The 22,030-nt window shown below is 73.6% G+C and carries 24 protein-coding genes; 12 read left to right on the top strand and 12 right to left on the bottom strand.

From position 1 onward, the window contains the following. Positions 1–259 precede the first annotated feature (259 nt). Complete coding sequence (gene corA, locus AB0P06_RS24825; RefSeq protein ID WP_363610867.1) at positions 260–1,384, top strand: magnesium/cobalt transporter CorA; 1,125 nt, start codon at positions 260–262, stop codon at positions 1,382–1,384. 9 nt (positions 1,385–1,393) lie between these two features. On the opposite strand, the gene AB0P06_RS24820 is transcribed toward corA, so the two are convergent. Further along, the gene (locus AB0P06_RS24820) at positions 1,394–2,254 is read right to left on the bottom strand and encodes a DMT family transporter (RefSeq protein WP_363610939.1); all 861 of its coding nucleotides are present in this window, start codon (positions 2,252–2,254) and stop codon (positions 1,394–1,396) included. A gap of 198 nt (positions 2,255–2,452) precedes the next feature. Here AB0P06_RS24820 and AB0P06_RS24815 point away from each other — a divergent pair, with 198 nt between their 5' ends. From AB0P06_RS24815 to AB0P06_RS24800, 4 genes are all read left to right on the top strand, one after another. Beyond that, positions 2,453–3,025 carry a hypothetical protein gene (locus AB0P06_RS24815; RefSeq protein WP_363610865.1) on the top strand — a complete coding sequence of 191 codons (573 nt, stop codon included), beginning with the start codon at positions 2,453–2,455 and terminating at the stop codon, positions 3,023–3,025. A 100-nt stretch (positions 3,026–3,125) separates the two neighbouring features. Then, a complete protein-coding gene (locus AB0P06_RS24810; RefSeq protein WP_363610863.1) occupies positions 3,126–4,409 on the top strand; it encodes a CBS domain-containing protein in 1,284 nt (427 codons plus the stop codon). Positions 4,410–4,485: 76 nt separating this feature from the next. Next, positions 4,486–5,052: a DUF1003 domain-containing protein gene (locus AB0P06_RS24805; RefSeq protein WP_363610937.1), complete on the top strand. Its 567-nt coding sequence runs from the start codon at positions 4,486–4,488 to the stop codon at positions 5,050–5,052. A gap of 56 nt (positions 5,053–5,108) precedes the next feature. Continuing rightward, positions 5,109–6,269 carry an Mrp/NBP35 family ATP-binding protein gene (locus tag AB0P06_RS24800; protein ID WP_363610861.1) on the top strand — a complete coding sequence of 387 codons (1,161 nt, stop codon included), beginning with the start codon at positions 5,109–5,111 and terminating at the stop codon, positions 6,267–6,269. Between the two features lie 79 nt (positions 6,270–6,348). Here AB0P06_RS24800 and AB0P06_RS24795 read toward each other — a convergent pair whose 3' ends face one another. From AB0P06_RS24795 to sigE, 4 genes are all read right to left on the bottom strand, one after another. Next, a complete protein-coding gene (locus AB0P06_RS24795) occupies positions 6,349–7,026 on the bottom strand; it encodes a hypothetical protein (RefSeq protein ID WP_363610859.1) in 678 nt (225 codons plus the stop codon). 232 nt (positions 7,027–7,258) lie between these two features. Next, positions 7,259–7,696, bottom strand: coding sequence for a sec-independent translocase (locus AB0P06_RS24790; protein ID WP_363610857.1), 438 nt, complete (start codon positions 7,694–7,696; stop codon positions 7,259–7,261). A gap of 138 nt (positions 7,697–7,834) precedes the next feature. After that, a complete protein-coding gene (locus AB0P06_RS24785; RefSeq protein ID WP_363610855.1) occupies positions 7,835–8,827 on the bottom strand; it encodes a zf-HC2 domain-containing protein in 993 nt (330 codons plus the stop codon). After that, positions 8,824–9,672 (bottom strand): RNA polymerase sigma factor SigE, encoded by an 849-nt coding sequence (gene sigE, locus AB0P06_RS24780; protein WP_363610935.1) that lies wholly within the window; start codon positions 9,670–9,672, stop codon positions 8,824–8,826. The genes AB0P06_RS24785 and sigE overlap by 4 nt, the downstream gene beginning before the upstream one ends. Before the next feature lie 177 nt (positions 9,673–9,849). Between sigE and AB0P06_RS24775 the strand changes: the two genes are divergently transcribed. Then, positions 9,850–10,482: an O-methyltransferase gene (locus AB0P06_RS24775; protein WP_363610933.1), complete on the top strand. Its 633-nt coding sequence runs from the start codon at positions 9,850–9,852 to the stop codon at positions 10,480–10,482. Positions 10,483–10,630: 148 nt separating this feature from the next. Here AB0P06_RS24775 and AB0P06_RS24770 read toward each other — a convergent pair whose 3' ends face one another. Beyond that, a complete protein-coding gene (locus AB0P06_RS24770; RefSeq protein WP_014137929.1) occupies positions 10,631–10,798 on the bottom strand; it encodes a DUF3117 domain-containing protein in 168 nt (55 codons plus the stop codon). Between the two features lie 296 nt (positions 10,799–11,094). Here AB0P06_RS24770 and AB0P06_RS24765 point away from each other — a divergent pair, with 296 nt between their 5' ends. Beyond that, a complete protein-coding gene (locus AB0P06_RS24765) occupies positions 11,095–11,895 on the top strand; it encodes an enoyl-CoA hydratase-related protein (protein WP_363610853.1) in 801 nt (266 codons plus the stop codon). A gap of 31 nt (positions 11,896–11,926) precedes the next feature. On the opposite strand, the gene AB0P06_RS24760 is transcribed toward AB0P06_RS24765, so the two are convergent. Further along, entirely contained in the window at positions 11,927–12,550 is a 624-nt protein-coding gene (locus AB0P06_RS24760) for a DNA-3-methyladenine glycosylase I (protein ID WP_363610851.1), read from the bottom strand. Further along, the gene (locus AB0P06_RS24755; protein ID WP_363610850.1) at positions 12,547–12,963 is read right to left on the bottom strand and encodes a DivIVA domain-containing protein; all 417 of its coding nucleotides are present in this window, start codon (positions 12,961–12,963) and stop codon (positions 12,547–12,549) included. The genes AB0P06_RS24760 and AB0P06_RS24755 overlap by 4 nt, the downstream gene beginning before the upstream one ends. 157 nt (positions 12,964–13,120) lie before the next feature. Here AB0P06_RS24755 and folP point away from each other — a divergent pair, with 157 nt between their 5' ends. Next, the gene (gene folP / locus AB0P06_RS24750; protein WP_363610931.1) at positions 13,121–13,933 is read left to right on the top strand and encodes a dihydropteroate synthase; all 813 of its coding nucleotides are present in this window, start codon (positions 13,121–13,123) and stop codon (positions 13,931–13,933) included. A gap of 5 nt (positions 13,934–13,938) precedes the next feature. Here the strand turns inward: folP and AB0P06_RS24745 are convergent, their stop codons facing one another. Beyond that, complete coding sequence (locus AB0P06_RS24745; protein ID WP_363610848.1) at positions 13,939–14,748, bottom strand: TIGR00730 family Rossman fold protein; 810 nt, start codon at positions 14,746–14,748, stop codon at positions 13,939–13,941. Between the two features lie 88 nt (positions 14,749–14,836). After that, on the bottom strand, positions 14,837–15,910 hold the full coding sequence (gene dapE, locus AB0P06_RS24740; protein WP_363610846.1) for a succinyl-diaminopimelate desuccinylase: 1,074 nt from the start codon (positions 15,908–15,910) through the stop codon (positions 14,837–14,839). Positions 15,911–16,283: 373 nt separating this feature from the next. Here dapE and AB0P06_RS24735 point away from each other — a divergent pair, with 373 nt between their 5' ends. Both AB0P06_RS24735 and AB0P06_RS24730 read left to right on the top strand, forming a co-directional pair. Continuing rightward, on the top strand, positions 16,284–17,300 hold the full coding sequence (locus tag AB0P06_RS24735) for a hypothetical protein (protein ID WP_363610844.1): 1,017 nt from the start codon (positions 16,284–16,286) through the stop codon (positions 17,298–17,300). Between the two features lie 278 nt (positions 17,301–17,578). Next, a complete protein-coding gene (locus AB0P06_RS24730) occupies positions 17,579–18,340 on the top strand; it encodes a hypothetical protein (RefSeq protein ID WP_363610842.1) in 762 nt (253 codons plus the stop codon). A 71-nt stretch (positions 18,341–18,411) separates the two neighbouring features. On the opposite strand, the gene dapC is transcribed toward AB0P06_RS24730, so the two are convergent. Together dapC and fdxA are read right to left on the bottom strand one after the other, a co-directional pair. Further along, positions 18,412–19,572, bottom strand: coding sequence for a succinyldiaminopimelate transaminase (gene dapC / locus AB0P06_RS24725; protein ID WP_363610840.1), 1,161 nt, complete (start codon positions 19,570–19,572; stop codon positions 18,412–18,414). A gap of 21 nt (positions 19,573–19,593) precedes the next feature. Beyond that, complete coding sequence (gene fdxA / locus AB0P06_RS24720; protein ID WP_030061559.1) at positions 19,594–19,920, bottom strand: ferredoxin; 327 nt, start codon at positions 19,918–19,920, stop codon at positions 19,594–19,596. Between the two features lie 227 nt (positions 19,921–20,147). On the opposite strand from fdxA, the gene AB0P06_RS24715 reads away from it, so the two are divergent. Together AB0P06_RS24715 and AB0P06_RS24710 are read left to right on the top strand one after the other, a co-directional pair. Next, the gene (locus AB0P06_RS24715) at positions 20,148–21,065 is read left to right on the top strand and encodes a GNAT family N-acetyltransferase (protein WP_363610838.1); all 918 of its coding nucleotides are present in this window, start codon (positions 20,148–20,150) and stop codon (positions 21,063–21,065) included. Between the two features lie 91 nt (positions 21,066–21,156). Then, a complete protein-coding gene (locus AB0P06_RS24710) occupies positions 21,157–22,029 on the top strand; it encodes a transglutaminase-like domain-containing protein (protein WP_363610836.1) in 873 nt (290 codons plus the stop codon). Position 22,030: the final 1 nt, after the last annotated feature.

The following is a 22,030-nucleotide window of genomic DNA, read 5'->3' as shown; positions in this document are numbered from 1 at the left end:
GACGCCTTCCCCGTACCCCTCGCCACGCAGGCTGAAACAACAGCAGCAGCTGGAACAGCCGCGTCCGTCGAGATGACCGAGGCAAGTGTCGGGCCGGCCGGGAGAGCACCCCACCGACGCCCGGTCGCTCCACCACGTGCCCCAGCAAGGCCGAGGACCGACCGCAGGCGCCGGAATCCATCGGTGTTCCTCGCCGTCGCACCACGGCCCTTCCGCCACCGCGCCGCCGTGCGACGGCTCCTGCCCAAGGGAGCCTGCCATGTCGATGATCAACAGCCTGCGCGCCGCCGTCCGCACCAACCGCCGCCGCACCGCGGCCGGCCTGTTCGACTCGATCCACCCGGACCGGTCCGCCTCCTCCGTGGTGGACTGCGCGGTCTACCAGCACGGCCGCCGCCACGGCGAGAGCTGCAGCCCGCGCGAGGCGGCCCGCCAGGTCAAGGCCTCGCAGCAACTGCCCGAGGGCTCCGGGTCGTTCAGCTGGATCGGCCTGCACGAGCCCACCGAGGCCGAGTTCGAGGGCATCGCCCAGCGCTTCGGCCTGCACCCGCTCGCGGTCGAGGACGCCGTCCACGCGCACCAGCGGCCCAAGGTCGAGCGGTACGACGACGTGCTGTTCGCCGTCTTCAAGACGATCCGCTACGTCGAGCACGACCAGCTCACCCCGACCAGCGAGGTGGTCGAGACCGGCGAGCTGATGGTCTTCGCCGGGCGGGACTTCGTGATCACCGTCCGGCACGGCGGACACAGTTCACTGCAGGAACTGCGGCACCGTCTGGAGGCCGACGCGGACGGCGCCGGGCTGCTCGCCAAGGGCCCGTCCGCCGTGCTCCACGCCATCGCCGACCACGTGGTGGACAACTACCTGCTGGTCGCCGACCGGCTGCAGACCGACGTGGACGAGATCGAGTCCGACGTCTTCTCCAACAAGGGCGGCCGGGGCACCGACGTCGGCCGGGTCTACCAACTCAAGCGCGAGGTACTGGAGTTCAAGCGGGCGGTGGCACCGCTGCTGCGCCCGATGCAGCAGCTCTCCGAGCCGCTCCAGCGCCTGGTCGACCCGGACATCCAGAAGTACTTCCGGGACGTCGCCGACCACCTCGCCCGGGTCACCGAGCAGGTGCACGGCTTCGACGAACTGCTGAACTCGCTGCTCCAGGCCAACCTGGCACAGGTCTCGGTGGCGCAGAACGAGGACATGCGCAAGATCACCGCCTGGGCGGCGATCTTCGCCGTCCCCACCATGATCACCGGCGTCTACGGCATGAACTTCAAGTACATGCCCGAGCTGGACACCAAGTACGGCTACCCGGTGGTGCTCAGCGGGATCGTCATCGTCTGCATCGGGATGTACCGGGGCTTCCGCCGCAACGGCTGGCTCTGAAGCCGTCGCCTACCTCCGGCCGCCCCGCGCGACCAGGACCAGACCGAGCAGGATCAGCACCACCGCCGGGTACGCGGCCGCCGGGGGCCACTGGCCCAGCCAGACGGCCGCGATCAGCGCGGCGCCCGGCGTCTCCAGCAGGATCGCGGTCGAGGTGACGGACGGGCCGAGCGTGCGCACCACCCGGTTGCTGAGCGAATGGCCGAGCAGCTGGGCGGTGACCATCAGCAGCACGATCTGCCACCAGACCCCGGCCGGCCAGCCCGTCATCGGCGTCCCGGCGGCCAGGCAGACCACCAGCAGCACCGCCGCCGTGGTGGCGTAGCAGACCAGCGTGTACGCGGTGGTGCTCACGGTCCTGCGGACCTCCGCACCCAGCAGCAGGTACCCGGCCGCCGCCAGTCCGGCGCCGAGCGCCAGCGCGTCGCCGAGCAGCGCGCGGGGCGAGAGCGAGAGGTCCACCCCGGTGAGCACCAGCACCCCGGCGAAGGCCACGCACGTCCCGGTCCAGACCGGTCGGGGCGCCCGCACCCCGAGCAGCCGCAGCAGCAGGATCGTCCAGAGCGGGGTGGTGGTCACCAGCGCGGTCGCCGAGGCCACCGAGGTCATCCGCAGGCTCGGCATCCAGAGCGCGAAGTGCACGGCGAGCAGCACACCGGCCGCCACCGCCAGCAGCAGCGCCCGCCGGCCGATCCCGCGCAGCTCCGCCCGGTGCCGCAGCAGCGCGTACGGGCCGAGCACGCCGACCGACATGACGTTGCGCCAGAACGCGATCGCCAGGGCGGGCGCGGCGGTGGCGCTGATCAGCGGCGCGGAGAGCGAGATGCCCGCGACGGAGACCGCGAGCAGCAGCAGGTCGAGGGTGGGCAGCGGGTGCGACGGCGCCGGGGCGGTGCGGACGGGGGCTGCGGTCTCGGACCGGGCGGCGGGCACGGCGCTCCTTCGGCTCGTGGCGGGGGCGGACACCCCGGAGGGGCGCTCCCAAGGTAAGGCCCGTGCCACGCTCACGGAACTGTCGCCCGACGGGTGAGACATCTCCCGGACGGCCCAGGACGTACGCTGTCCGCCATGGACCGTACGCCTGCCGCGACCGCGACCGCCGACGACTTCCTCGACCGGGCCCTGCTGGAGGAGGCCGCGAAGAAGTCCGGTCTGCTCTGGGTGCGGGCGGACGGCCAGGAGCAGAGCCGGGCGCTCTGGCACGCCTGGTACGACGGCGCCGTGGTGGTGGTCGGTGACGGCGACGAGCAGCCGCTGCACGGTCTGGCCGCCGGGGCGGGCGCCGTGGTGACCGTCCGCAGCAAGGACAAGGGCGGCCGGCTGACCGGCTGGCCGGCCCGGGTCACCGAGCTCGCCCCGCGGGGCGAGGCCTGGCTCGGCGCGGTCGAGGAGCTCAAGGGGAAGCGGCTGAACGCGCCCGACACCGACACCATCACCGAGCGCTGGGCCCGCGAGTGCCGCGTCCTGCGGCTGGAGCCGGCCGGCCGCGGCGACGGCCTGCTCACCGAGCAGCCGGGCGCCATGCCCGACGACTCGCACGCCGTCGTCCCGATGCCCACCCCCGCCACCACCCGCCGGCCCGTCCCGGCCGGCCTGCCCCGGCTGCTGTTCAAGCGCCGCACCGGCCGCACCGGGAGCTGAACCACGCCTCGCCAGGCCGGTCCGCCGCGGCCCGGGTAGCCTGTGCACGCGGGGCGCGCCGCGCGCGCCCGACCGGGCGTCGAGCGAGTCGAGGGAGTCCATGGCAGGTCCAGGGGGCCGGGTCTTCATCTCGCATCTCGCCGGTATCGCCGTCTTCGACCCGAACGGCGACCAGGTCGGCCGGGTTCGCGACGTGGTGGTCTCGCTGCGGCTCGGCGGCCGCCCGCCGCGGGTGCTCGGGCTGGTGGTCGAGGTGGTCGGCCGGCGCCGGATCTTCCTCCCGATGACCAGGGTGACCAGCCTGGAGTCCGGCCAGGTGCTGACCACCGGCGTGATCAACATGCGCCGCTTCGAACAGCGCCCGTCCGAGACCCTCGTCCTCGCCGAGCTGCTGGACCGCACCGTCACCTGGAGCAAGACCTCCGAGGAGGTCACCGTGCTGGACGTGGCGATGGTCCAGGCCCGGGTGCGCGAGTGGGAGATCAGCAAGGTCTTCGTCCAGGTCGGCCGGGCCGGCCGGCTGCGCAAGGGCAAGGGCGAGCGGCTGACCCTGAACTGGAAGGACGTCACCGGCTTCGCCCTCCCCGAGCAGGACCAGGGCGCCGCCAACCTGCTCGCCACCTTCGACCAGCTGCGCCCCGCCGACCTCGCCAACGTCCTGCACCACCTCTCCGCCAAGCGCCGCGCCGAGGTCGCCGCCGCCCTCGACGACGAACGGCTCGCCGACGTCCTGGAGGAGCTGCCCGAGGACGACCAGGTCGAGATCATCGGCAAGCTGAAGGACGAACGGGCCGCCGACGTCCTGGAGGCGATGGACCCGGACGACGCCGCCGACCTGCTCTCCGAACTGCCAGGGGACGAGGCCGAGCGGCTGCTCCAGCTGATGGAGCCGGACGAGGCCGAGCCGGTGCGGCGGCTGCTGACGTACGAGGAGAACACCGCCGGCGGCCTGATGACCACCGAGCCGATCGTGCTGGAGCCGGACGCCACGGTGGCCGAGGCGCTCGCCCGCGTCCGGATCTCCGACCACAAGCCGGCCCTCGCCGCACAGGTCTTCGTCTGCCGCCCGCCGAACGAGACCCCTACCGGCAAGTACCTGGGCACCGTGCACTTCCAGCGGCTGCTCCGCGAGCCCCCGTACGTCCTGGTCGGCTCGCTGGTGGACGACGACCTGGACCCGCTGCCGCCGGACACCCCGCTGTCCCTGATCACCAGCTACCTGGCGACGTACAACATGGTGGCCGCGCCCGTCGTCGACGACGGCGACCACCTGCTCGGCGCGGTCACCGTCGACGACGTGCTCGACCACCTGCTGCCCGACGACTGGCGCGAGGCCGCCCTGCACGGGCTGGACGACGAGAGAGAGGCGACCGGTGGACGCTGACCGCAAGGGCCGACGCGACGACTCCCCCCGCAAGCGCCTGCAGGGCGAACTGCGGGAACTGCGCCAGCTGCGCGAACTGCGCACCCGCGAGGGCGGCCGCCTCCAGCGCACCGAGACCTCGGTCACCGGACCGGCCCGCACCCGGCTCGACCAGCCGCGCACCGCCCGCCCCGGGCTGATCACGCTGCCGGCCTACGACCCGGAGGCCTTCGGCAAGCTCTCCGAGCGGATCGCCCGCTTCCTCGGCACCGGCCGGTTCATCGTCTGGATGACGGTGGTGATCATCGTCTGGGTGGCCTGGAACACCCTGCTGCCCAGCTCGGTGCGGTTCGACAACTACCCGTTCATCTTCCTCACCCTGATGCTGTCGCTGCAGGCCTCGTACGCGGCGCCGCTGATCCTGCTCGCGCAGAACCGCCAGGACAACCGGGACCGCGTCAACATGGAGCAGGACCGCGCCCGCAGCGACCGCAACATCGCCGACACCGAGTACCTGACCCGCGAGGTCGCCGCCCTGCGGCAGGGCCTCGGCGAGGTCGCCACCCGCGCCTTCATCGCCTCCGAACTGGGCGGTATCCGCTCCGAACTCCAGTCCCTGCTCAGGGAGATCGACGAGCGCCGGGAGCCCTCCGAGGCGCTGTGATCCGCGGCACGCTACCGGCCGGTCGGCCACCCCCCTGAGCGCCGTACCATCAAGGCATGGCCAACGAGACAGAGGTCGCGGCCGGCGTCACGGAGGATTCCGTACGCCAGGCACTGGCGACCGTCAACGACCCGGAGATCAACCGCCCGATCACCGAGATCGGCATGGTGAAATCGGTCGAGATCGCCGAGGGCGGCGCGGTGCGCGTCGCGGTCTACCTGACCGTCTCCGGCTGTCCGATGCGCGACACCATCACCACCCGGGTCCGCGAGGCGGTCGGCAAGGTCCCGGGTGTGACCGGCGTCGAGGTCGAACTCGACGTGATGAGCGACGAGCAGCGCAAGGAGCTCTCCCAGTTGCTGCGCGGCGGCGCCCCCGAGCGGGAGATCCCGTTCGCCAAGCCCGGCACACTGACCCGGGTCTACGCGGTCGCCTCCGGCAAGGGCGGCGTCGGCAAGTCCTCGGTGACGGTGAACCTGGCGGCCGCGATGGCCGCCGACGGCCTGAAGGTCGCCGTCGTGGACGCCGACATCTACGGCCACAGCGTGCCGCGCATGCTGGGCGTCGAGGGCCGGCCCACCCAGGTCCAGGACATGATCATGCCGCCGCAGGCACACGGCGTGAAGGTCATCTCGATCGGCATGTTCACCCCGGGCAACGCCCCGGTGGTCTGGCGCGGCCCGATGCTGCACCGCGCGCTGCAGCAGTTCCTCGCCGACGTCTACTGGGGCGACCTGGACGTCCTGCTGCTCGACCTGCCGCCCGGCACCGGCGACATCGCCATCTCGGTGGCCCAGCTGGTGCCGAACGCCGAGATCCTGATCGTCACCACCCCGCAGATGGCCGCCGCCGAGGTCGCCGAGCGGGCCGGCACCATCGCGGTGCAGACCCACCAGAAGATCGTCGGCGTGATCGAGAACATGTCCGGCATGCCCTGCCCGCACTGCGACGAGATGATCGACGTGTTCGGCACCGGCGGCGGCCAGACCGTCGCGGACGCGCTCACCCGGACCGTCGGCGCCACCGTGCCGGTGCTCGGCTCGATCCCGATCGACGTCCGGCTGCGCGAGGGCGGCGACGACGGCCGCCCGGTCGTGCTCGCCGCCCCCGACTCCCCGGCCGGCGCCGCCCTGCGCTCCGTCGCCGGCAAGCTCGGCGGCCGTCAGCGCGGCCTCTCCGGCCTCTCCCTCGGGCTCACGCCGAGGAACAAGTTCTGACCCGAGCGGTGAACGGGCCGGGCGCGGGCGTCCGGCCCGTTGCCGTCTCCGGGGGCCGCGGAGCCCCCGGGCGGGCGGCTCAGGGGCGGGTGTAGGCGGTCAGGTCGGGGACGGTGGCGAAGCCCGCGCCGTACGCGCTGACGCCCCGGCCGTAGGCGCCGAGCAGGACGCCGGGGGCCTCGCCGGCGAGCACCCAGCCGTACTCGGACTCGCGGTAGCGGAAGGGCTGCGGCAGGCCGTTCACCGGGAGGCTGAGGGTGGACCAGCCGGGGCCGGCCAGGTCGTCGGCGAGGTCCCAGGCGAGCGTGCTCTGCTGGTCCAGCCAGTCCTGGCGCAGCGTGCGGTCCAGCTGGCCCGGCCAGGTCGCCGCGAGCAGGCCGGAGCCGGCCAGCCAGGCGGCGGAGGAGGCCGAGGTCGCCTCGAGGGTGCCGGTGTTGTCGACGCTGCGGCGGCTCTCCCGGCGGGCCATCGTGACGACCACGGCGAACTTGCGCATGTCACGCGGCTCGTACTGTCTGGCCGGCTCCTCGCCGTGGCCGAGGGTGCCGTAGTCGACGTTGCCGGCGGCCCCGGCGCGCGGGCCCCCGGCGCCGGCCTGCATCAGATAGCGGCGCCCGGTCCAGCCGTCGTCCAGGCCGTACCAGGGGAAGTCCGCCGACAGGTAGGGCACCAGCGGGTCCGCCGGGCCGGGCTGCCCGCCGACCACCGGGCCACCCGCCGTGGCCGTCGTCCCCACCGCATGACTCGTCGCGTCCATCCCGGACCTCCTCAACGCACGTTTTTCCCTGCCGCGGTGCGCTCCCATGGTGGCCCACCCCGGCGTCTCCGCCGTGCGCCTTCGGTCCGGATCGGACCGGAAGTGACAGACGGCACAGCGGGAACAATCAGCACAATAGCGGCGCACACACCACCGCCCCGCTCAGCCGGGCGGCCGGACGGGGCGGTGGTGTCGCTCGCGGGGTGCCGGCGCCGGGTCGCGGCAGGCCTCGTCAGGTCGCGTCGGGGTCGAACGGGGGCCGCTCACCGGGCTGGAGCGGGGCCCCGGCGGAGGCCGCCGGAGCGGCGGCGGACTTGTCCATGCTGACGGTGCCCGCGCGGCCGTTCACGGTGGCGGCGGGCTTGTCGTCCAGCACCGACCGGATGTCCAGGGTGTCCCGCATCTCCTTGAGACCCAGCGGGTCCTCGTTGCCGCCCATGAGCTGCTTGCGGACGAAGGTCTTGGGGTGCAGGTCCTCGAACTCGAAGTCCTGGAACTCGGGGCCCAGTTCGCTGCGGATGTCCTCCTTCGCGCTGTCGGCGAAGGACCGGATCTTCCGGATGAAGCCCATGGTGTCCTGGATCAGCTTCGGCAGCTTGTCCGGACCGAAGATCACGATGGCCATGATGACCAGGGTCAGGACCTCCAGTGAGCCTACGTCGCTGAACACCTAAGCTCCCTAGCTCCTCCGACGGCGGTTCCTAACAGCGTAATGGCCACCGGCCGGTCCCTGACCCACACGGTGATGAAGCCGTGGTAAAGACCTGCCGATGGCCATAACCGTCACGAGCGGCCCGCGAGGCCCGTTCTAGCGGTTCTCGTGGTGCATCCCGGCGAGACCGGAGCCGGTGACGCGGTCCGGCAGGTCCCGGGGCGGGACCGCGGAACGGGTGGCGGCCACCGGGTGGACCGGGAAGTCCACCGGGACCTGCGCGTTCATCGGGACCGGACCCCCGCGGCCGGGGCCGCCGACCGGGCTCACCGAGGTGCCGTGCTGCTCGTCGGCCGGACCGGCGAAGCCGCCGACCCCGCCGAGGGTGACCGCGGCGACCGAGAAGGCGCCGGCGGCGGCGAAGACGAACCGGCGCCCACGCGGCGGGGCCTGCCGGGCCACCGCGGTGGCCGCCGCGGCCGGCTGCGGCCGGACCGGAGCCTCGGGCCGGCCCGTGCGCCGGCCCATCAGCGGGCGCAGCACCGAACCGCCGCGCCCGAACGCCCTCGGGTCGACCCCGGGCAGCGGTGCGTCGGCGCCGAGCGCGCCCGCGCCGAAGGAGGCACCCGCGCCCCGGCCGAACGAACCGCCGGTGAGCCGGCTGCCGCCGAGCGTGCCCGCGGCCGCCACGCCGCCGCCGGGGAGGTCGTCGTCGTCGCGGCGGGGCCGGCCGCCCGGCCGCTCGTCGTCCGGGAGGGCACCGACGGCCATCAGCCGGGCCATCAGCGCCGAGGACGGGCCGGGGGTGCCGGTACGGGTCAGCAGGTGCTTGACGGCCCGGCCCTCGTCGGCCTCGGCGAGGCACTCCGGGCAGGTCGCCAGGTGGGCCTGGACACGGTCACGGGAGTCATGGCCGAGTTCGCCGTCGACGAAGGCGGAGAGCCGCTCCCCGAGATGGTGCTCCTCGGCGGCGGGCTCGGTCGGCCGGACGGCCACCGCGCGCAGCGCCGACTCGCCCGGCAGCGGGCCGGCGAGCACCGCGGGCGCGTCGGGCTCCTCGTGGCCCCGGCGTCCGAGCTGGGCCCAACCGCTCCTCCGGGCCGCGGCCTTGCCGACCGCGTCCGGCCCTGACCGGCCGGTTGCGCTCACGATCGCCTCCGTCCGCGCCCACCAGGCGCCCCGACGGCCTCACCGGCGACGGCACCGACCGGCACCGGCTCCTCGGAGCCGCCCCGGCGCTCACGGCCGGGGGCCGAGCCGGGGGCGCGGTGCTTGAGCGCGGCACGCAGGTGGGAGCGGCCGCGGTGGATGCGGCTGCGGACGGTGCCGAGCTTGACGCCCAGCGTCGCGGCGATCTCCTCGTAGGAGAGGCCCTCGATGTCGCAGAGCACCACGGCGGCGCGGAACTCCGGGGCGAGGGTGTCGAGCGCCTGCTGGACGTCGGCGTCGAAGTGGGTGTCGCTGAAGTGCTGGGCCGGGCTCGGCTCGCGGCTGGCCAGGCGCTCGGCCGCGTCCTCGCCGAGCGCGTCGAAGCGGATCCGCTGGCGGCGGCGGACCATGTCCAGGAACAGGTTGGTGGTGATCCGGTGCAGCCAGCCCTCGAACGTGCCGGGGGTGTAGGTCGACAGCGAACGGAAGACCCGGACGAAGACCTCCTGGGTGAGGTCCTCGGCGTCGTGCTGGTTGCCCGTCAGGCGGTAGGCGAGGCGGTAGACGCGGGCGCTGTGCGCCTCGACGATCTCCTCCCAGGTGGGCGGAGTCCAGGTCTGCGCGTCGGGACCCTCGGTGAAGGTCGCGAGGGCGGCGGGGGCCTCGGCGGCACCGGCGACCGGCGTCTCGGCGGCCGGCTGGTCCAGGGTGGAGTGCGCAGGCTGGTTCATCACGGGCTTCGGCGTACGGACTGACGCGGTGCCGCGGATGTGCCGCCGCACAGGGACGTCGCCCTCGGCCACACCTCCTCGGTCGGCTCTTCTGCCCAGCAGGGCCACCACCATATCCACCTCACCCGTCAAGCCCGGATAAAAGTGCCCGGGGGGTATCCGCAGGCCGGTCCCTTCTTCAGCAACGGCCCGCCGCCGTACGCGGTTCCCGGTCGGCCAGTAATCTGTGGCAGGAAATATCGACATCCCCTCGGCACCGGGCCGCCACCCGGGGCTCCGAAAGAGGCAGCCATCAGCGAGTTCGGGCCCGCGCGTGCGGCCCTCGCCGACACTTTTGTGGGCGAGGACGCGGTGCTGACCTACGCCCGGGCCCAGTCGGCGCGGACGGGAATAAGGTCGATCGGGCCGAGCGGCGGTGCCTGCCTGCGGCTGCTGGCCGCGGCGCTGGACGCCAAGGCCGTCGCCGAGATCGGTACCGGGACGGGCGTCTCCGGCGTCTACCTGCTGCGCGGGATGCGGCCGGACGGTGTGCTCACCACGGTGGACTCCGAGCCGGTGCGCCAGCAGCTGGCCCGGGAGGCCTACCACGCGGCCGGATTCGCGGCCAACCGCTCCCGGTTCATACCGGGCCGGGCGCTGGAGGTGCTGCCCCGGCTCGCGGACGGCCAGTACGACCTGGTGTTCTGCGACGGGGACCCGGCGGAGTCCCGGGAGTACCTGGCGGAGTCGCTGAGGCTGCTGCGGCCGGGCGGGATGGTCTGCTTCGAGGGCGTGTTCCAGGAGGGCCGGCTGGCCGAGCCGGAGCAGCAGGACCCGCAGACCCACGCGGTGCGCGACCTGGTCCGGGACGTCCGGGAGAGCGACGACCTGCTGCCGGCGCTGCTGCCGGTCTCGGACGGCCTGCTCTGCGCCGTCAAGCGGTAGCGGGCCCGACGGGGCCGGGGGCCCGGCCGGGCAGCGGGGCCCGGCAGGACCCGGGCCCGGGGCGGAAACCACAGAGCCCGGGCCGACACATCGTGTCGAACCCGGGCCCGGCGGCACATCTCCAGGAGATGGGGAGTTCCCGCTGCGGTCAGCCGCAGGCCTTCTTCAGGGCCTCGCCGAGGGCGTCGGCCTCGTCAGGCGTGAGCTCCACCACAAGGCGTCCGCCGCCTTCGAGCGGAACGCGCATGATGATGCCCCGCCCCTCTTTGGTGACTTCGAGCGGGCCGTCACCCGTCCGCGGCTTCATGGCCGCCATGCTCGTTCCCCTTCCTGCAACGCTCAGCTACGCACCGGCAGTCCGTCCACCGCCGGTATCGAACGCATTGATCGGAAGCCATTATCCCGCATGCCACGGGCTGATGACCAACATCACTCTCGGTGCAACCACGGCCGGATTGGGCCCAAGCGGCACATTTCCCGGCATAAGCCCCGGCGCGGCGGCGGTCGGCGCGGCACCGAAAGGTGCGATACCTCACACTCCCCACCCGGCCGCGCACTCCGGCATCCTGACAGACGACCGACCCCGCGACGATCACAAGGGAGCCCTCGCCCATGTCCGATTCCGTCCTGTACGAGCTCGACGGCGGCCTGGCCGTCATCACCGTCAACCGCCCGGAGGCGATGAACGCGCTGGACACCGCGACCAAGGTGGCGCTGCGGGACACCGTGGCGGCCGCCGCCGAGGACCGGGCGGTGCGGGCGGTGCTGCTCACCGGCGCCGGTGAGCGCGCGTTCTGCGTCGGGCAGGACCTCAAGGAGCACCTGGAGCTGCTCAAGCGGGCCGGGGAGACCGGCGAGGGCGCGCTGAAGACCGTCGCCGAGCACTACAACCCGCTGCTGCGGGCGCTGGCCGGGATGCGCAAGCCGACCGTGGCGGCGGTCGGCGGGGTGGCGGCGGGCGCGGGCGCCTCGCTGGCCTTCGCCTGCGACTTCCGGATCGTCGCGGACACGGCCGGCTTCAACACCGCCTTCGCCGGGATCGCGCTGACCGCCGACTCGGGCGCGTCCTGGACGCTGCCGCGGCTGGTCGGGCACGCGAAGGCGACCGAACTGCTGATGCTGCCGCGGACCGTGAAGGCCGCCGAGGCGATGGAGCTGGGTCTGGCCACCAAGGTGGTCCCGGCCGCCGAGCTGGCCGCCACCGCGCGGGCCTTCGCCAAGGAGCTGGCCGCGGGCCCCACGGTGGCGTACGGCGCCATCAAGGAGTCGCTGGCGTACGGCGCTTCGCACACGCTGGACGAACTGCTGGACAAGGAGGACGAGCTGCAGACCCTGGCGGGCGACAGCGAGGACCACCGGATCGCGGTCCGCGCCTTCATCGCCAAGGAGAAGCCGGAGTACCTGGGGCGCTGACGCCCGGGCCCGAGGGGCCGTCCGGGCCGCCTCAGCGCGTCAGGGCCGCCCGGACGTGGCAGTCGGCCAGGTGGTCGTCGACCAGGCCGCAGGCCTGCATCAGGGCGTAGGCGGTGGTCGGGCCGACGAAGCGGAAGCCCTCCTTCTTCAGCGCCTTCGCCAGCGCCGTCGACTCGGGTGTGATGGCCGGCACCTCGCCCATGGTGCGGGGGGCCGGCCGGTCCGGGTCACCGGCGAACCGCCAGATCAACGCGTCGAGTCCGCCGTCGAGTTCGCGGGCGGCCCGGGCGTTGGCGATGGCCGCCTCGATCTTGGCGCGGTTGCGGATGATGCCGGTGTCGGCGAGCAGCCGCTCCACGTCGGCCGGTCCGAACTCCGCGACCCTGGCGATCTCGAATCCGGCGAACCCGGCCCGGAAGCCCGCGCGGCGGCGGAGGATGGTGATCCAGGACAGCCCGGACTGGAAGGCCTCCAGGCAGACCCGCTCGAACAGGGCGTCGTCGCCGTGCACCGGGCGGCCCCACTCGGTGTCGTGGTAGACCCGGTAGTCGTCCGCCGAGTCGCCCCAGGCGCAGCGCCGCAGCCCGTCCGGGCCGACCACGGCGCCGGTCCCGGCGCGGGGCTCGGTCAGCGGCTCGGTCAGCGGCTCGGTCACTGGTCCCGCCCCGGCTTCGCGTCCTCGGGCTCCTTGGTCAGCACCACGGCGGGCTCGACCACCTTGGCGAACTCCTCCAGGCCCGGCAGCGGTTCGGCGCCGGTGTCCGGGCCGGCCTCGACCGCGCCGCGCAGCGCGGCGCCCGCCTCCAGCTCGGCGATCCGCGAGTCGCGGTACGCGAGTTCCGCGCCGAGGCGGTCGAGGACGTCGTCCACCTCGTCCATCCGATAGCCGCGGACGGCCATCGGCAGCCTGATCCCGTCCACGTCGTCCCGGCTCAGCGGACGGTCCTGCGGCAGCCGCGCGGCGATCCGGTCCTGCACCGCCTCCGGCAGCGAGCCGCCCCCGCCGAGCGCCACCAGCGCGGCGCCGCCGACCACCACGGCCATGGCCACCACGATCACCCAGAACACGAGCTGTCCTCCCGACTTCCCGGCCGGCCCTGACAACAGTGGGATCATGGTCCCCGATAGGCCGGGGGCCATCATCGCACCCGGAGCAGCTGTGGAGGAGACATCGGTGGCACTGCGTCTGGGACCACGGGAATTCGGTGACGACGAGCTGGTGATCATGGCGATCGTCAATCGCACCCCGGATTCGTTCTTCGACAAGGGCGCCACCTTCGCCGACGAGGCCGCGTTCGCCGCGGCGGACCGGGCGATGGCCGAGGGCGCGGCCATCCTGGACATCGGCGGGGTGAAGGCCGGGCCGGGCGACGAGGTCACGGTCGAGGAGGAACTGCGGCGCACGGTGCCGTTCGTGGCCGAGCTGCGCCGGCGCCACCCGGGGGCCGTGATCAGCGTGGACACCTGGCGGCACGAGGTCGGCGAGGCGGTCTGCGAGGTGGGCGCTGACCTGCTGAACGACGCCTGGGGCGGGGTGGACCCGCGACTCGCCGAGGTGGCCGCGCGCCACGACGTCGGGCTGGTCTGCACCCACGCGGGCGGCGCCGAACCGCGGACCAGGCCGCACCGGGTCGGCTACGAGGACGTGATGGCGGACATCCTGCGGGTGACCGTCGGGCTGGCCGAGCGGGCCGCCGGGCTCGGGGTGCGGCGGGACGCGCTGATCATCGACCCGGGGCACGACTTCGGCAAGAACACCCGGCACTCGCTGGAGGCCACCCGGCGGCTGCCGGAGATGACCGCGACCGGCTTCCCGGTGCTGGTCTCGCTCTCCAACAAGGACTTCGTCGGCGAGACGCTGGACCGGCCCGTGGACGAGCGGCTGCTCGGCACCCTGGCGACCACGGCCGTCTCGGCCTGGCTGGGCGCCCAGGTGTACCGGGTGCACCAGGTGGCGGAGACCCGGCAGGTGCTGGACATGGTCGCCTCGATCCGGGGCACCCGCCCCCCGGCGGTGGCCCGCCGGGGGCTGGCGTAGGCCGGTCAGATCCCGTTCACCGGCCGACGGGCGTCGGCGAGGATCTTCATGACCTCGTCGACGTCGTCGGTGATGTGGAACAGTTCGAGGTCGTGCGGGGCCGCCTTGCCCTGCGCGACCAGGGTGTTCTTCAGCCAGTCGAAGAGGCCGCCCCAGTACTCGCTGCCGAAGAGGATCACCGGGAAGCGGGTGACCTTCTTCGTCTGCACCAGGGTGAGCGCCTCGAACAGCTCGTCCAGCGTGCCGAGTCCGCCGGGCAGCACCACGAAGCCCTGCGCGTACTTGACGAACATCGTCTTGCGGACGAAGAAGTAACGGAAGTTCAGTCCGAGGTCGACGAACTCGTTGAGCCCCTGCTCGAAGGGCAGCTCGATGCCGAGGCCGACGCTCAGCCCGCCCGCGTCGGAGGCACCGCGGTTGGCGGCCTCCATCGCGCCCGGGCCGCCGCCGGTGATCACCGCGTAGCCGGCCTCGACCAGCGCCCGGCCGATCTCCACGCCCGCCGCGTACTCGGGCGAGTCGACCGGGGTCCGGGCGGAGCCGAAGACGCTGATCGCGGGAGGGAGTTCGGCCAGCGCACCGAAGCCCTCGACGAACTCGGAGGTGATCCGCAGCACCCGCCACGGATCGGTGTGCAGCCAGTCGGTCGGCCCGGTGGTGTCCAGCAGGCGCTGGTCCGTGGTGCTCGTGCCGACCTGGTCCCGGCGCACCAGCACCGGGCCCTTCTGCTTCTCGGGCCAGGCCTTCTTCTGCGGCGGCTCGCCCACCTGCTCGGGGCCGTGTCCGTAGTGCTTGTCGTCTCCTGTGCCTGTCATGACGAAACCCTACGCCCGTTGATCCCCGTTTTCAGGCAACGGGGGAAGGTCGGTTGGGCGTCCGGAAGATGGCGTGTTCGGCGGCTGCTCAGCTGGTCAGCCAGGCGCGCAGCCGCTGCTCGGTCTCGGTGACGGCGCTGAGCGAGCAGTGCTCGTCCCGCTTGTGCGCGAGGTTCGGTTCGCCGGGGCCGTAGTTGACCGCGGGGACGCCGAACGCGCTGAACCGGGCGACGTCGGTCCAGCCGAACTTGGCGCGGGCGACGCCACCGGTGGCGGCCAGGAAGGCCTGCGCGGCGGGCTGGGCGAGGCCCGGCAGCGCGCCCGGGGCGGAGTCGGTGACCGTCACCTCGTAGCCCTCGAAGACCTCGCGCACGTGCTTCTCGGCGTCGGCCTCGCTGCGGTCGGGCGCGAAGCGGAAGTTGACCGTCACCACGCACTCGTCGGGGATGACGTTGCCGGCCACGCCGCCGTCGATGCGGACGGCGTTGAGGCCCTCGCGGTACTCCAGGCCGTCGATCTCCACCCGGCGCGGCTGGTACCGGGCGAGCCGGCCGAGCACCTCGGCGGCGTGGTGGATGGCGTTGTCACCGAGCCAGCTGCGGGCCGAGTGGGCGCGCACACCGGTGAGCCGGATCTGCGCCCGCATGGTGCCCTGGCAGCCGCCCTCGACGGTGGCGCCGCTGGGCTCCAGCAGCACCGCGAAGTCGGCGGCCAGCCAGTCGGGGTGCTCGGCGGCGAGGTGGCCGAGGCCGTTGCGGTGGGCCTCCACCTCCTCGCAGTCGTAGAAGACGAAGGTGAGGTCGCGGTTGGGCTCCGGCAGGGTGGCGGCCAGCCGCAGCTGGACGGCCACACCGGACTTCATGTCGGAGGTGCCGCAGCCGTAGAGCAGGTCGCCCTCGACGTGGGAGGGCAGGTTGTCGGCGATCGGCACGGTGTCCAGGTGGCCGGCGAGCAGGATGCGCTCGGCGCGGCCCAGGTCGGTGCGGGCGACCACGTTGTTGCCGTGCCGGTCGACGGTGAGGTGCGGGTAGGCGCGCAGGGCGGCCTCCACGGCGTCGGCGAGCGCCTGCTCGTCGCCGCTGACCGACGGGAAGTCGACGAGCCGGGCGGTCAGCGTGCCGCCGTCGAGGGTGAGGTCCAGGGGCGTGTTCGGGCTGCTCATGGTCGTCCAGCCTATCGCCGCGCCACCCGGCGGCGAAGGGCGAACCCGCCCTGAGCCAAAGGGCGCGCCGGTGCCGAAAGCGAAGGAGCGCGGGAGCAACCGACGAAGGAGGTCGCGACGAAGCGAGGAGCGTCGGCACCGGGTACGAGCGCCCGGCGGCGAAGGGCGAACCCGCCCTGAGCCAAAGGGCGCGCCGGTGCCGAAAGCGAAAGAGCGCGGGAGCAACCGACGAAGGAGGGCGCGACGAAGCGAGGAGCGTCGGCACCGGGTACGAGCGCCCGGCGGCGAAGGGCGATAACACAGAACCGCCTGCGCCGTACGTCCGTCCGAGTGGGTACGGTGTCGGATCAAGGGACGGTGGAGAGGGGCGGCGGTGGCCAGGAAGAGGAGCGGCGGGCAGGGCGGCGACACGGCGCCCCGGCGGCGCCGCAGGCCGCTGCGGGCGGTGCTGATCGGGCTGCTGGCGCTCGTACTGGTCGCGGTCGGGCTGTACTGGCTCCGCGACCAGAAGTTCACGGCCGAGGGCTGCGAGGTGAAGACGCCGGCCGGCGAGGGGACGCTGGAGCTCCCGCAGGCGGCCAACGCGGCGACGATCGCCGCCGTGGCGCACGCGCGCGGCCTGCCGGACCGGGCGGTGACCATCTCGCTGGCGACCGCGATGCAGGAGTCCAAGATCCGTAATCTGTCGGGCGGCGACCGGGACTCGGTCGGTCTGTTCCAGCAGCGTCCCTCGCAGGGCTGGGGCACCGTGGAGCAGATCATGGACCCGGTCTACGCGACCAACAAGTTCCTGGACGGCCTGGTCAAGGTGCCCGGCTACACCCGGCTTCCGCTGACCGACGCGGCGCAGCAGGTGCAGAAGAGCGGCTACCCGCAGGCCTACGCCAAGCACGAGACCAAGGCGACGCTGCTGGCCTCGGCGCTCACCGGCCGCGAGCCGGCCTCGCTGACCTGTGTGGTGCACGACTTCGACGCGCCGGATCCGGCCGACGACGCCGCCACCCCGACCGGGTCCGCGTCGGCCTCCGCCTCGCCGGCCGGACGGCCGGACCGGTCGCAGGCGCTGGCCGACCGGGTGCGCCGTGAGTTCGGCCGGACGGTGACGCCGGCCACCGGGTACGCCTCCACCATCAAGGGCGTCGGGAACGCCGTCTCGCTGACGCCGGACCCGGCCGCGAGCACCGACGCGGGCCCGGACGCCGAGCGGCAGAACGGCTGGGCGGTGGCGCACTGGGCGGTGACGCAGGCCCAGGAGCTGGGCATCGAGACGGTGGCGTACGACGGAAGGATCTGGCGGAAGGCGAAGTCCGAGGACGGCTGGAAGCCGCAGCCGACCGGCACCTCGACCAAGCTCGTGCAGGTCTCGCTGGCCTCCGTCGGGAAGAGCTGACGCACTGGTGTCCGGGTTACCGCCGAACCGGTGATTCCGGTCAACCCCGGTGGACGGGTGGCTGGTTGTCCCCGCCGGAGTGCAGAACCGTCACTTCCCCTGGCCACGGCCCGTCCGCGCCACCGGACGGGCCGGCCGACCCGGCACAGCGTCAGACATACGATCCGATCGTCGGCTATGCGCTTTCGTTGCACCGACCGAAACCTTCTGGCTTCTCAAGCGGTATGAACGTCGTCCGCCCGGCGGACGGGACGGACCCAGACCCTTCGAGGAGCCCCATGTCTCACTCCCTCACGCGCCGGATCGCCCAGGCCGCGCTGCTCGTGGCGGCCGGAGCGACCCCGCTGGTCGCGGCCGGCTCCGCGTCCGCAGCCGACGCCCTGCTGCCCAAGTCGGACCTGGCCGCGCCGCTGGGCCAGCTGACCAACACCGACGCGAGTTCCACCCTGCAGCACACCACCCACGAGCTGGGCCAGGCCGCCGGGAACACCGGCGCCGCCACCGTCGCCGCGGGCGTACCCGCCACCGCGGACGCCACCGGCAACATCGTCGCCCAGCAGCTTCCCGAGGCGAACGAGAAGGCCGGTTCGCTGACCGCGCCGGTCGACAAGACCGCCGCCACCACCGGCCAGCTCTCCGCCGTCACCCCGAAGGTGGCCTCCGCCCTGGCCGGCAAGCTCGGCGAGGCCGTCACCGGCCACGCTGCGGCCGGCCGCAGCGCCGCCACCACCAACCCGGTCGGCGGGCTCACCCAGACCGGCGCGGTCACCCAGGCCCTGCCCGGCGCCGAGACGCTCACCGGTGCCGTCCCCGGCGCCAACGCCGTCACCGACGCGCTGCCGATCGGCGCGGTGACCCGCGCCCTGCCCGCCGGTCTGCCCGGTGCCGACGTGCTCGGCCTGGCCGAGCACGGCTCGGCCAACCGCCTGGGCGGCACCGACCTCGGCGCGAACAACCCGCTGGCCGGCCTCACCGGCCCGCTCTCCGGGCTGCTGGGCGGCCTGAACGGCGGCAGCCTCAGCGGGCTGCCGATCGGCTGACCGGGGAACGGCACGCGGAGGGGGCCGGTGTCCGTCGGGGCACCGGCCCCCTCCGCAGCACGTCCGCGGGCTCAGCCGCGCAGCCGCTCCACGGCCGCCGCGACCCGCTCGTCGGTCGCGGTGAACGCGACCCGGACGAACTGCCCGCCGGCCGGCCCGTAGAAGTCGCCGGGCGCCACCAGGATGCCCAGACCGGCCAGTTCGGCCACCGTCTCCCAGCACGGCCGGTCCTGGGTCGCCCACAGGTAGAGGCTCGCCTCCGAGTGCTCCACCCGGAAGCCGTACGCCTCCAGCGCCGCCCGCAGCGCCGAGCGCCGGGCCGCGTACCGTCCACGCTGCTCGGCCACGTGCGCGTCGTCCGCGAGCGCCGCGACGGTCGCCGCCTGGACCGGCGCCGGCACGATCATGCCGCCGTGCTTGCGCACCTCCAGCAGCTCCCTGACCACCACCGGGTCGCCCGCCACGAAGGAGGCGCGGTAGCCCGCCAGGTTGGAACGCTTGGAGAGCGAGTGGACGGCCAGCAGGCCCTCGTGCCGCTTCTCCCGGCCGGAGCCCCCGCAGACGTCCGGGTGCAGGACGGAGACCGGGTCGGCCTCCCAGCCCAGCTCCAGGTAGCACTCGTCGCTGACCAGCAGCGCCCGGTGCTCCCGGGCCCACTCGACCGCGCGGCGCAGCTCGTCCGCGCCCAGGACCCGGCCGGTCGGGTTGGACGGCGAGTTCACCCAGATCAGGCGCACCCGCGAGCCGTCCAGCTCGTCCACCGAGTCGTACTCGACCGGCTCGGCGCCGCAGAGCCGCGCGCCCACCTCGTACGTCGGGTAGGCCAGCCGCGGGTAGGCGACCTGGTCACCGGGGCCGAGGCCGAGCTGGGTCGGCAGCCAGGCCACCAGCTCCTTGGAGCCGACGGTCGGCAGGACGGCCTCCGGGCCGATCTCGGCGCCGACCCGGCGGCGCAGCCAGCCGGCGATCGCCTCGCGCAGCTCCACCGGGCCCCAGACGGTCGGATAGCCGGGCGTGTCCGTGGCGGCGGCCAGCGCCTTCTGGATCACCTCGGGGACCGGGTCCACGGGGGTGCCCACCGAGAAGTCGCAGAGCCCGCCCGGGTGGGCGAGGGCGGTCCGCTTGTACGGCTCCAGCTTGTCCCAGGGGAAGACCGGCAGGAGGTCGGAAACGCGGCGCGCCGCCCCCGGGTGGCCCGGGAACGGCGCGTGCGTGCTGTCGTTGGTACTCACAGCTCAGTTGCCACCGATCGGTCAGTGGTCGGCGTTCTGCGGCGGCAGAGCGGCGATGAACGGGTGGTCGCGCTCGATCAGGCCGAGCTTCGAGGCACCACCGGGCGAACCGAGGTCGTCGAAGAACTCGACGTTCGCCTTGTAGTAGTCCTTCCACTCCTCCGGAGTGTCGTCCTCGTAGAAGATCGCCTCGACCGGGCAGACCGGCTCACAAGCGCCACAGTCGACACACTCATCCGGGTGGATGTAGAGCGATCGCTCGCCCTCGTAGATGCAGTCAACCGGGCACTCTTCGATGCACGCCTTGTCCTTGACGTCGACACAAGGCTGCGCGATGACGTAGGTCACGCTGTCGTTCCTCCTCGGAAGGGCTCGGCGGCCCATTCTGTTTTGCTCGCGTGCGCGGGTGAGCGCGGCGTCGTCGATGCCCGCCCCTAGTATCGCGGGTCGGAGACCGCAAATGCACAGGAGGTGCCCAGATGGCGTCCAGCGGGCCCGTGGAGTCGCGTCCGGAGGTCCGGATAGACCGCTCTGACGTGGGACGACGCGTTTCAGTACGGCGCGTCTCGGAGTTCGTGGACGACAGGCCGGTGTTCCGCGATGTGATCGGCGTGCTCACATCGTGGGACGATCTTGGACTGACGGTCGTCCCGAGGAGTGGCGATCCGGTCTCGTTCGACGAGAAGCTGCTGGTCGCGGGCAAGGTGGTGCCGCTCTTCCCGGCCCGGCGTGTCGCCCCGCCCGTCGCGACGGCGGTCGAGCTCCAGCGGATCGCGGCGCGCGGCTGGCCCGCCGTCGAGCAGGAGCCGCTCGGCGACTGGACGCTGCGCGCCTCGGCCGGCTTCACCCGCCGGGCCAACTCCGTCCAGGCCCTCGGCGACCCCGGGCTGCCGCTGCCGCGGGCGCTGGCGGCCGTCCAGGACTGGTACCGTGCGCGCGCCCTGCCCGCCTGGGTCGAGGTCTGCGTGCCCGGCTCGCCGGAGGAACTGCGCGCCGAGCTCGACCGGCTGGGCGCCGCGTACTCGCCCACCCTGGTACGGACCGCCGCGCTGGCGACGCTGGCCCGGATCGGCTCGGGGCACGACCGGGTCCGGCTGTCCCGGACGGCCGGTCCGGAGTGGATGGCGCTGTACCGGCGGGTGACGGACGACCCGGCGGTGGAGGAGGCCGCCCGAGCGGTGCTGCACGGCGGCCCTTCGGTCTGGTTCGCCACCGTGCCGGGGGCGGCCGGTCAGCCGCCGCCGGCGATCGGACGCTGTGTCATCGACGGACCGTGGGCCTGTTTCGGGGCGATCGAGGTCGCCCCGTACGCCCGGCGCGCGGGCCTGGCCACGGCGCTGATGGCGGTGCTCGCCGCCCGGGCCGCCGAGGAGGGCGCCACCGGTGCCTGCCTCCAGGTCGAGGCGGAGAACGATGGTGCGATCGCGCTCTATGACGGACTTGGCTTCACGACCAGTCACACTTACCACTACGCCCGCCTCCCCCAGTGGTAGCGCGCTCCGGGAGCCGTCCACCACCGGCCGTCCCTCGTCCGCCGTCCCAGCCGTCCCAGCCGTCCGCCGCACGAAAGCCGTCGCAGCCACCGTGACCGAGCAGAGCAGAGCACGCTTCCGGACCGAGGCCCGGGCCGAGCACCCCGATCCGGTGCTGCTCTGCCTGCTCGCGGCCGCCGAGCACAGCCCCGCACCGGATCCCGACGACCTCCGGGAGCCGCCCACCCTGGACGCGCTGCTCGCCGCCTGCGAGGCCGCGCTGGACCGGCACGCCGCCGCCGTCCGGCTCGCCGTCGCGGAGCGCGCGCCGGCCGGGCCCGAGGAGACGGCCGCCCTGCTCGCGGCCGTCCTCGGCGGGCGGGAGCGGTTCCACGGGCGGCAGTCCGACTACCGGCGGCTGGAGTCCTCGCTGCTGCCGGACGTGCTGCGGCGCCGGCGCGGGCTGCCGATCATGCTGTCGCTGGTGTGGACGGCGGTCGCCGCCCGGGCCGGGCTGGCCGTCCACGGCGTCGCCCTGCCGGGCCACTTCATCGTCGCCGTCGGCGGCCCGGACGGCGGCGACGACTACGTCCTGGCAGACCCGTTCCACGGCGGCCGGCTGCTCGACCTCACGGACGTGACCGACCTGGTCCACGCCACCGGCCACCCGTTCACGCCCGAACTGCTCACCCCCGCGCAGCCGCTGGACATCGTGCTGCGGGTACTCGGCAACATCCGCGGCTGGGCCGCCGACCGTCCCGAGCACGCCCGCACCCAGCTCTGGGCCACCGAACTGGCCCTGCTGCTCCCCCGCCACCCCGCCCAGCTCCGGCTGGAGCGGGCCGAGCTGCTCGTCCGGACCGGCGACTTCCTCGGCGGCTCGGCCGAGATGGACGCGTACGCGGAGATCCTGGACGCCTTCGACCCGGACGCGGCGGCGAAGGTCCGGCAGGAGGCCCGCGCGGCCCGGCACCGGCTCAACTGAC

The sequence above is a fragment of the Kitasatospora sp. NPDC088351 genome (genome assembly GCF_040685575.1).
Lineage (GTDB): Bacteria > Actinomycetota > Actinomycetes > Streptomycetales > Streptomycetaceae > Kitasatospora.
This window is presented reverse-complemented; position numbering and strand designations above follow the sequence as displayed.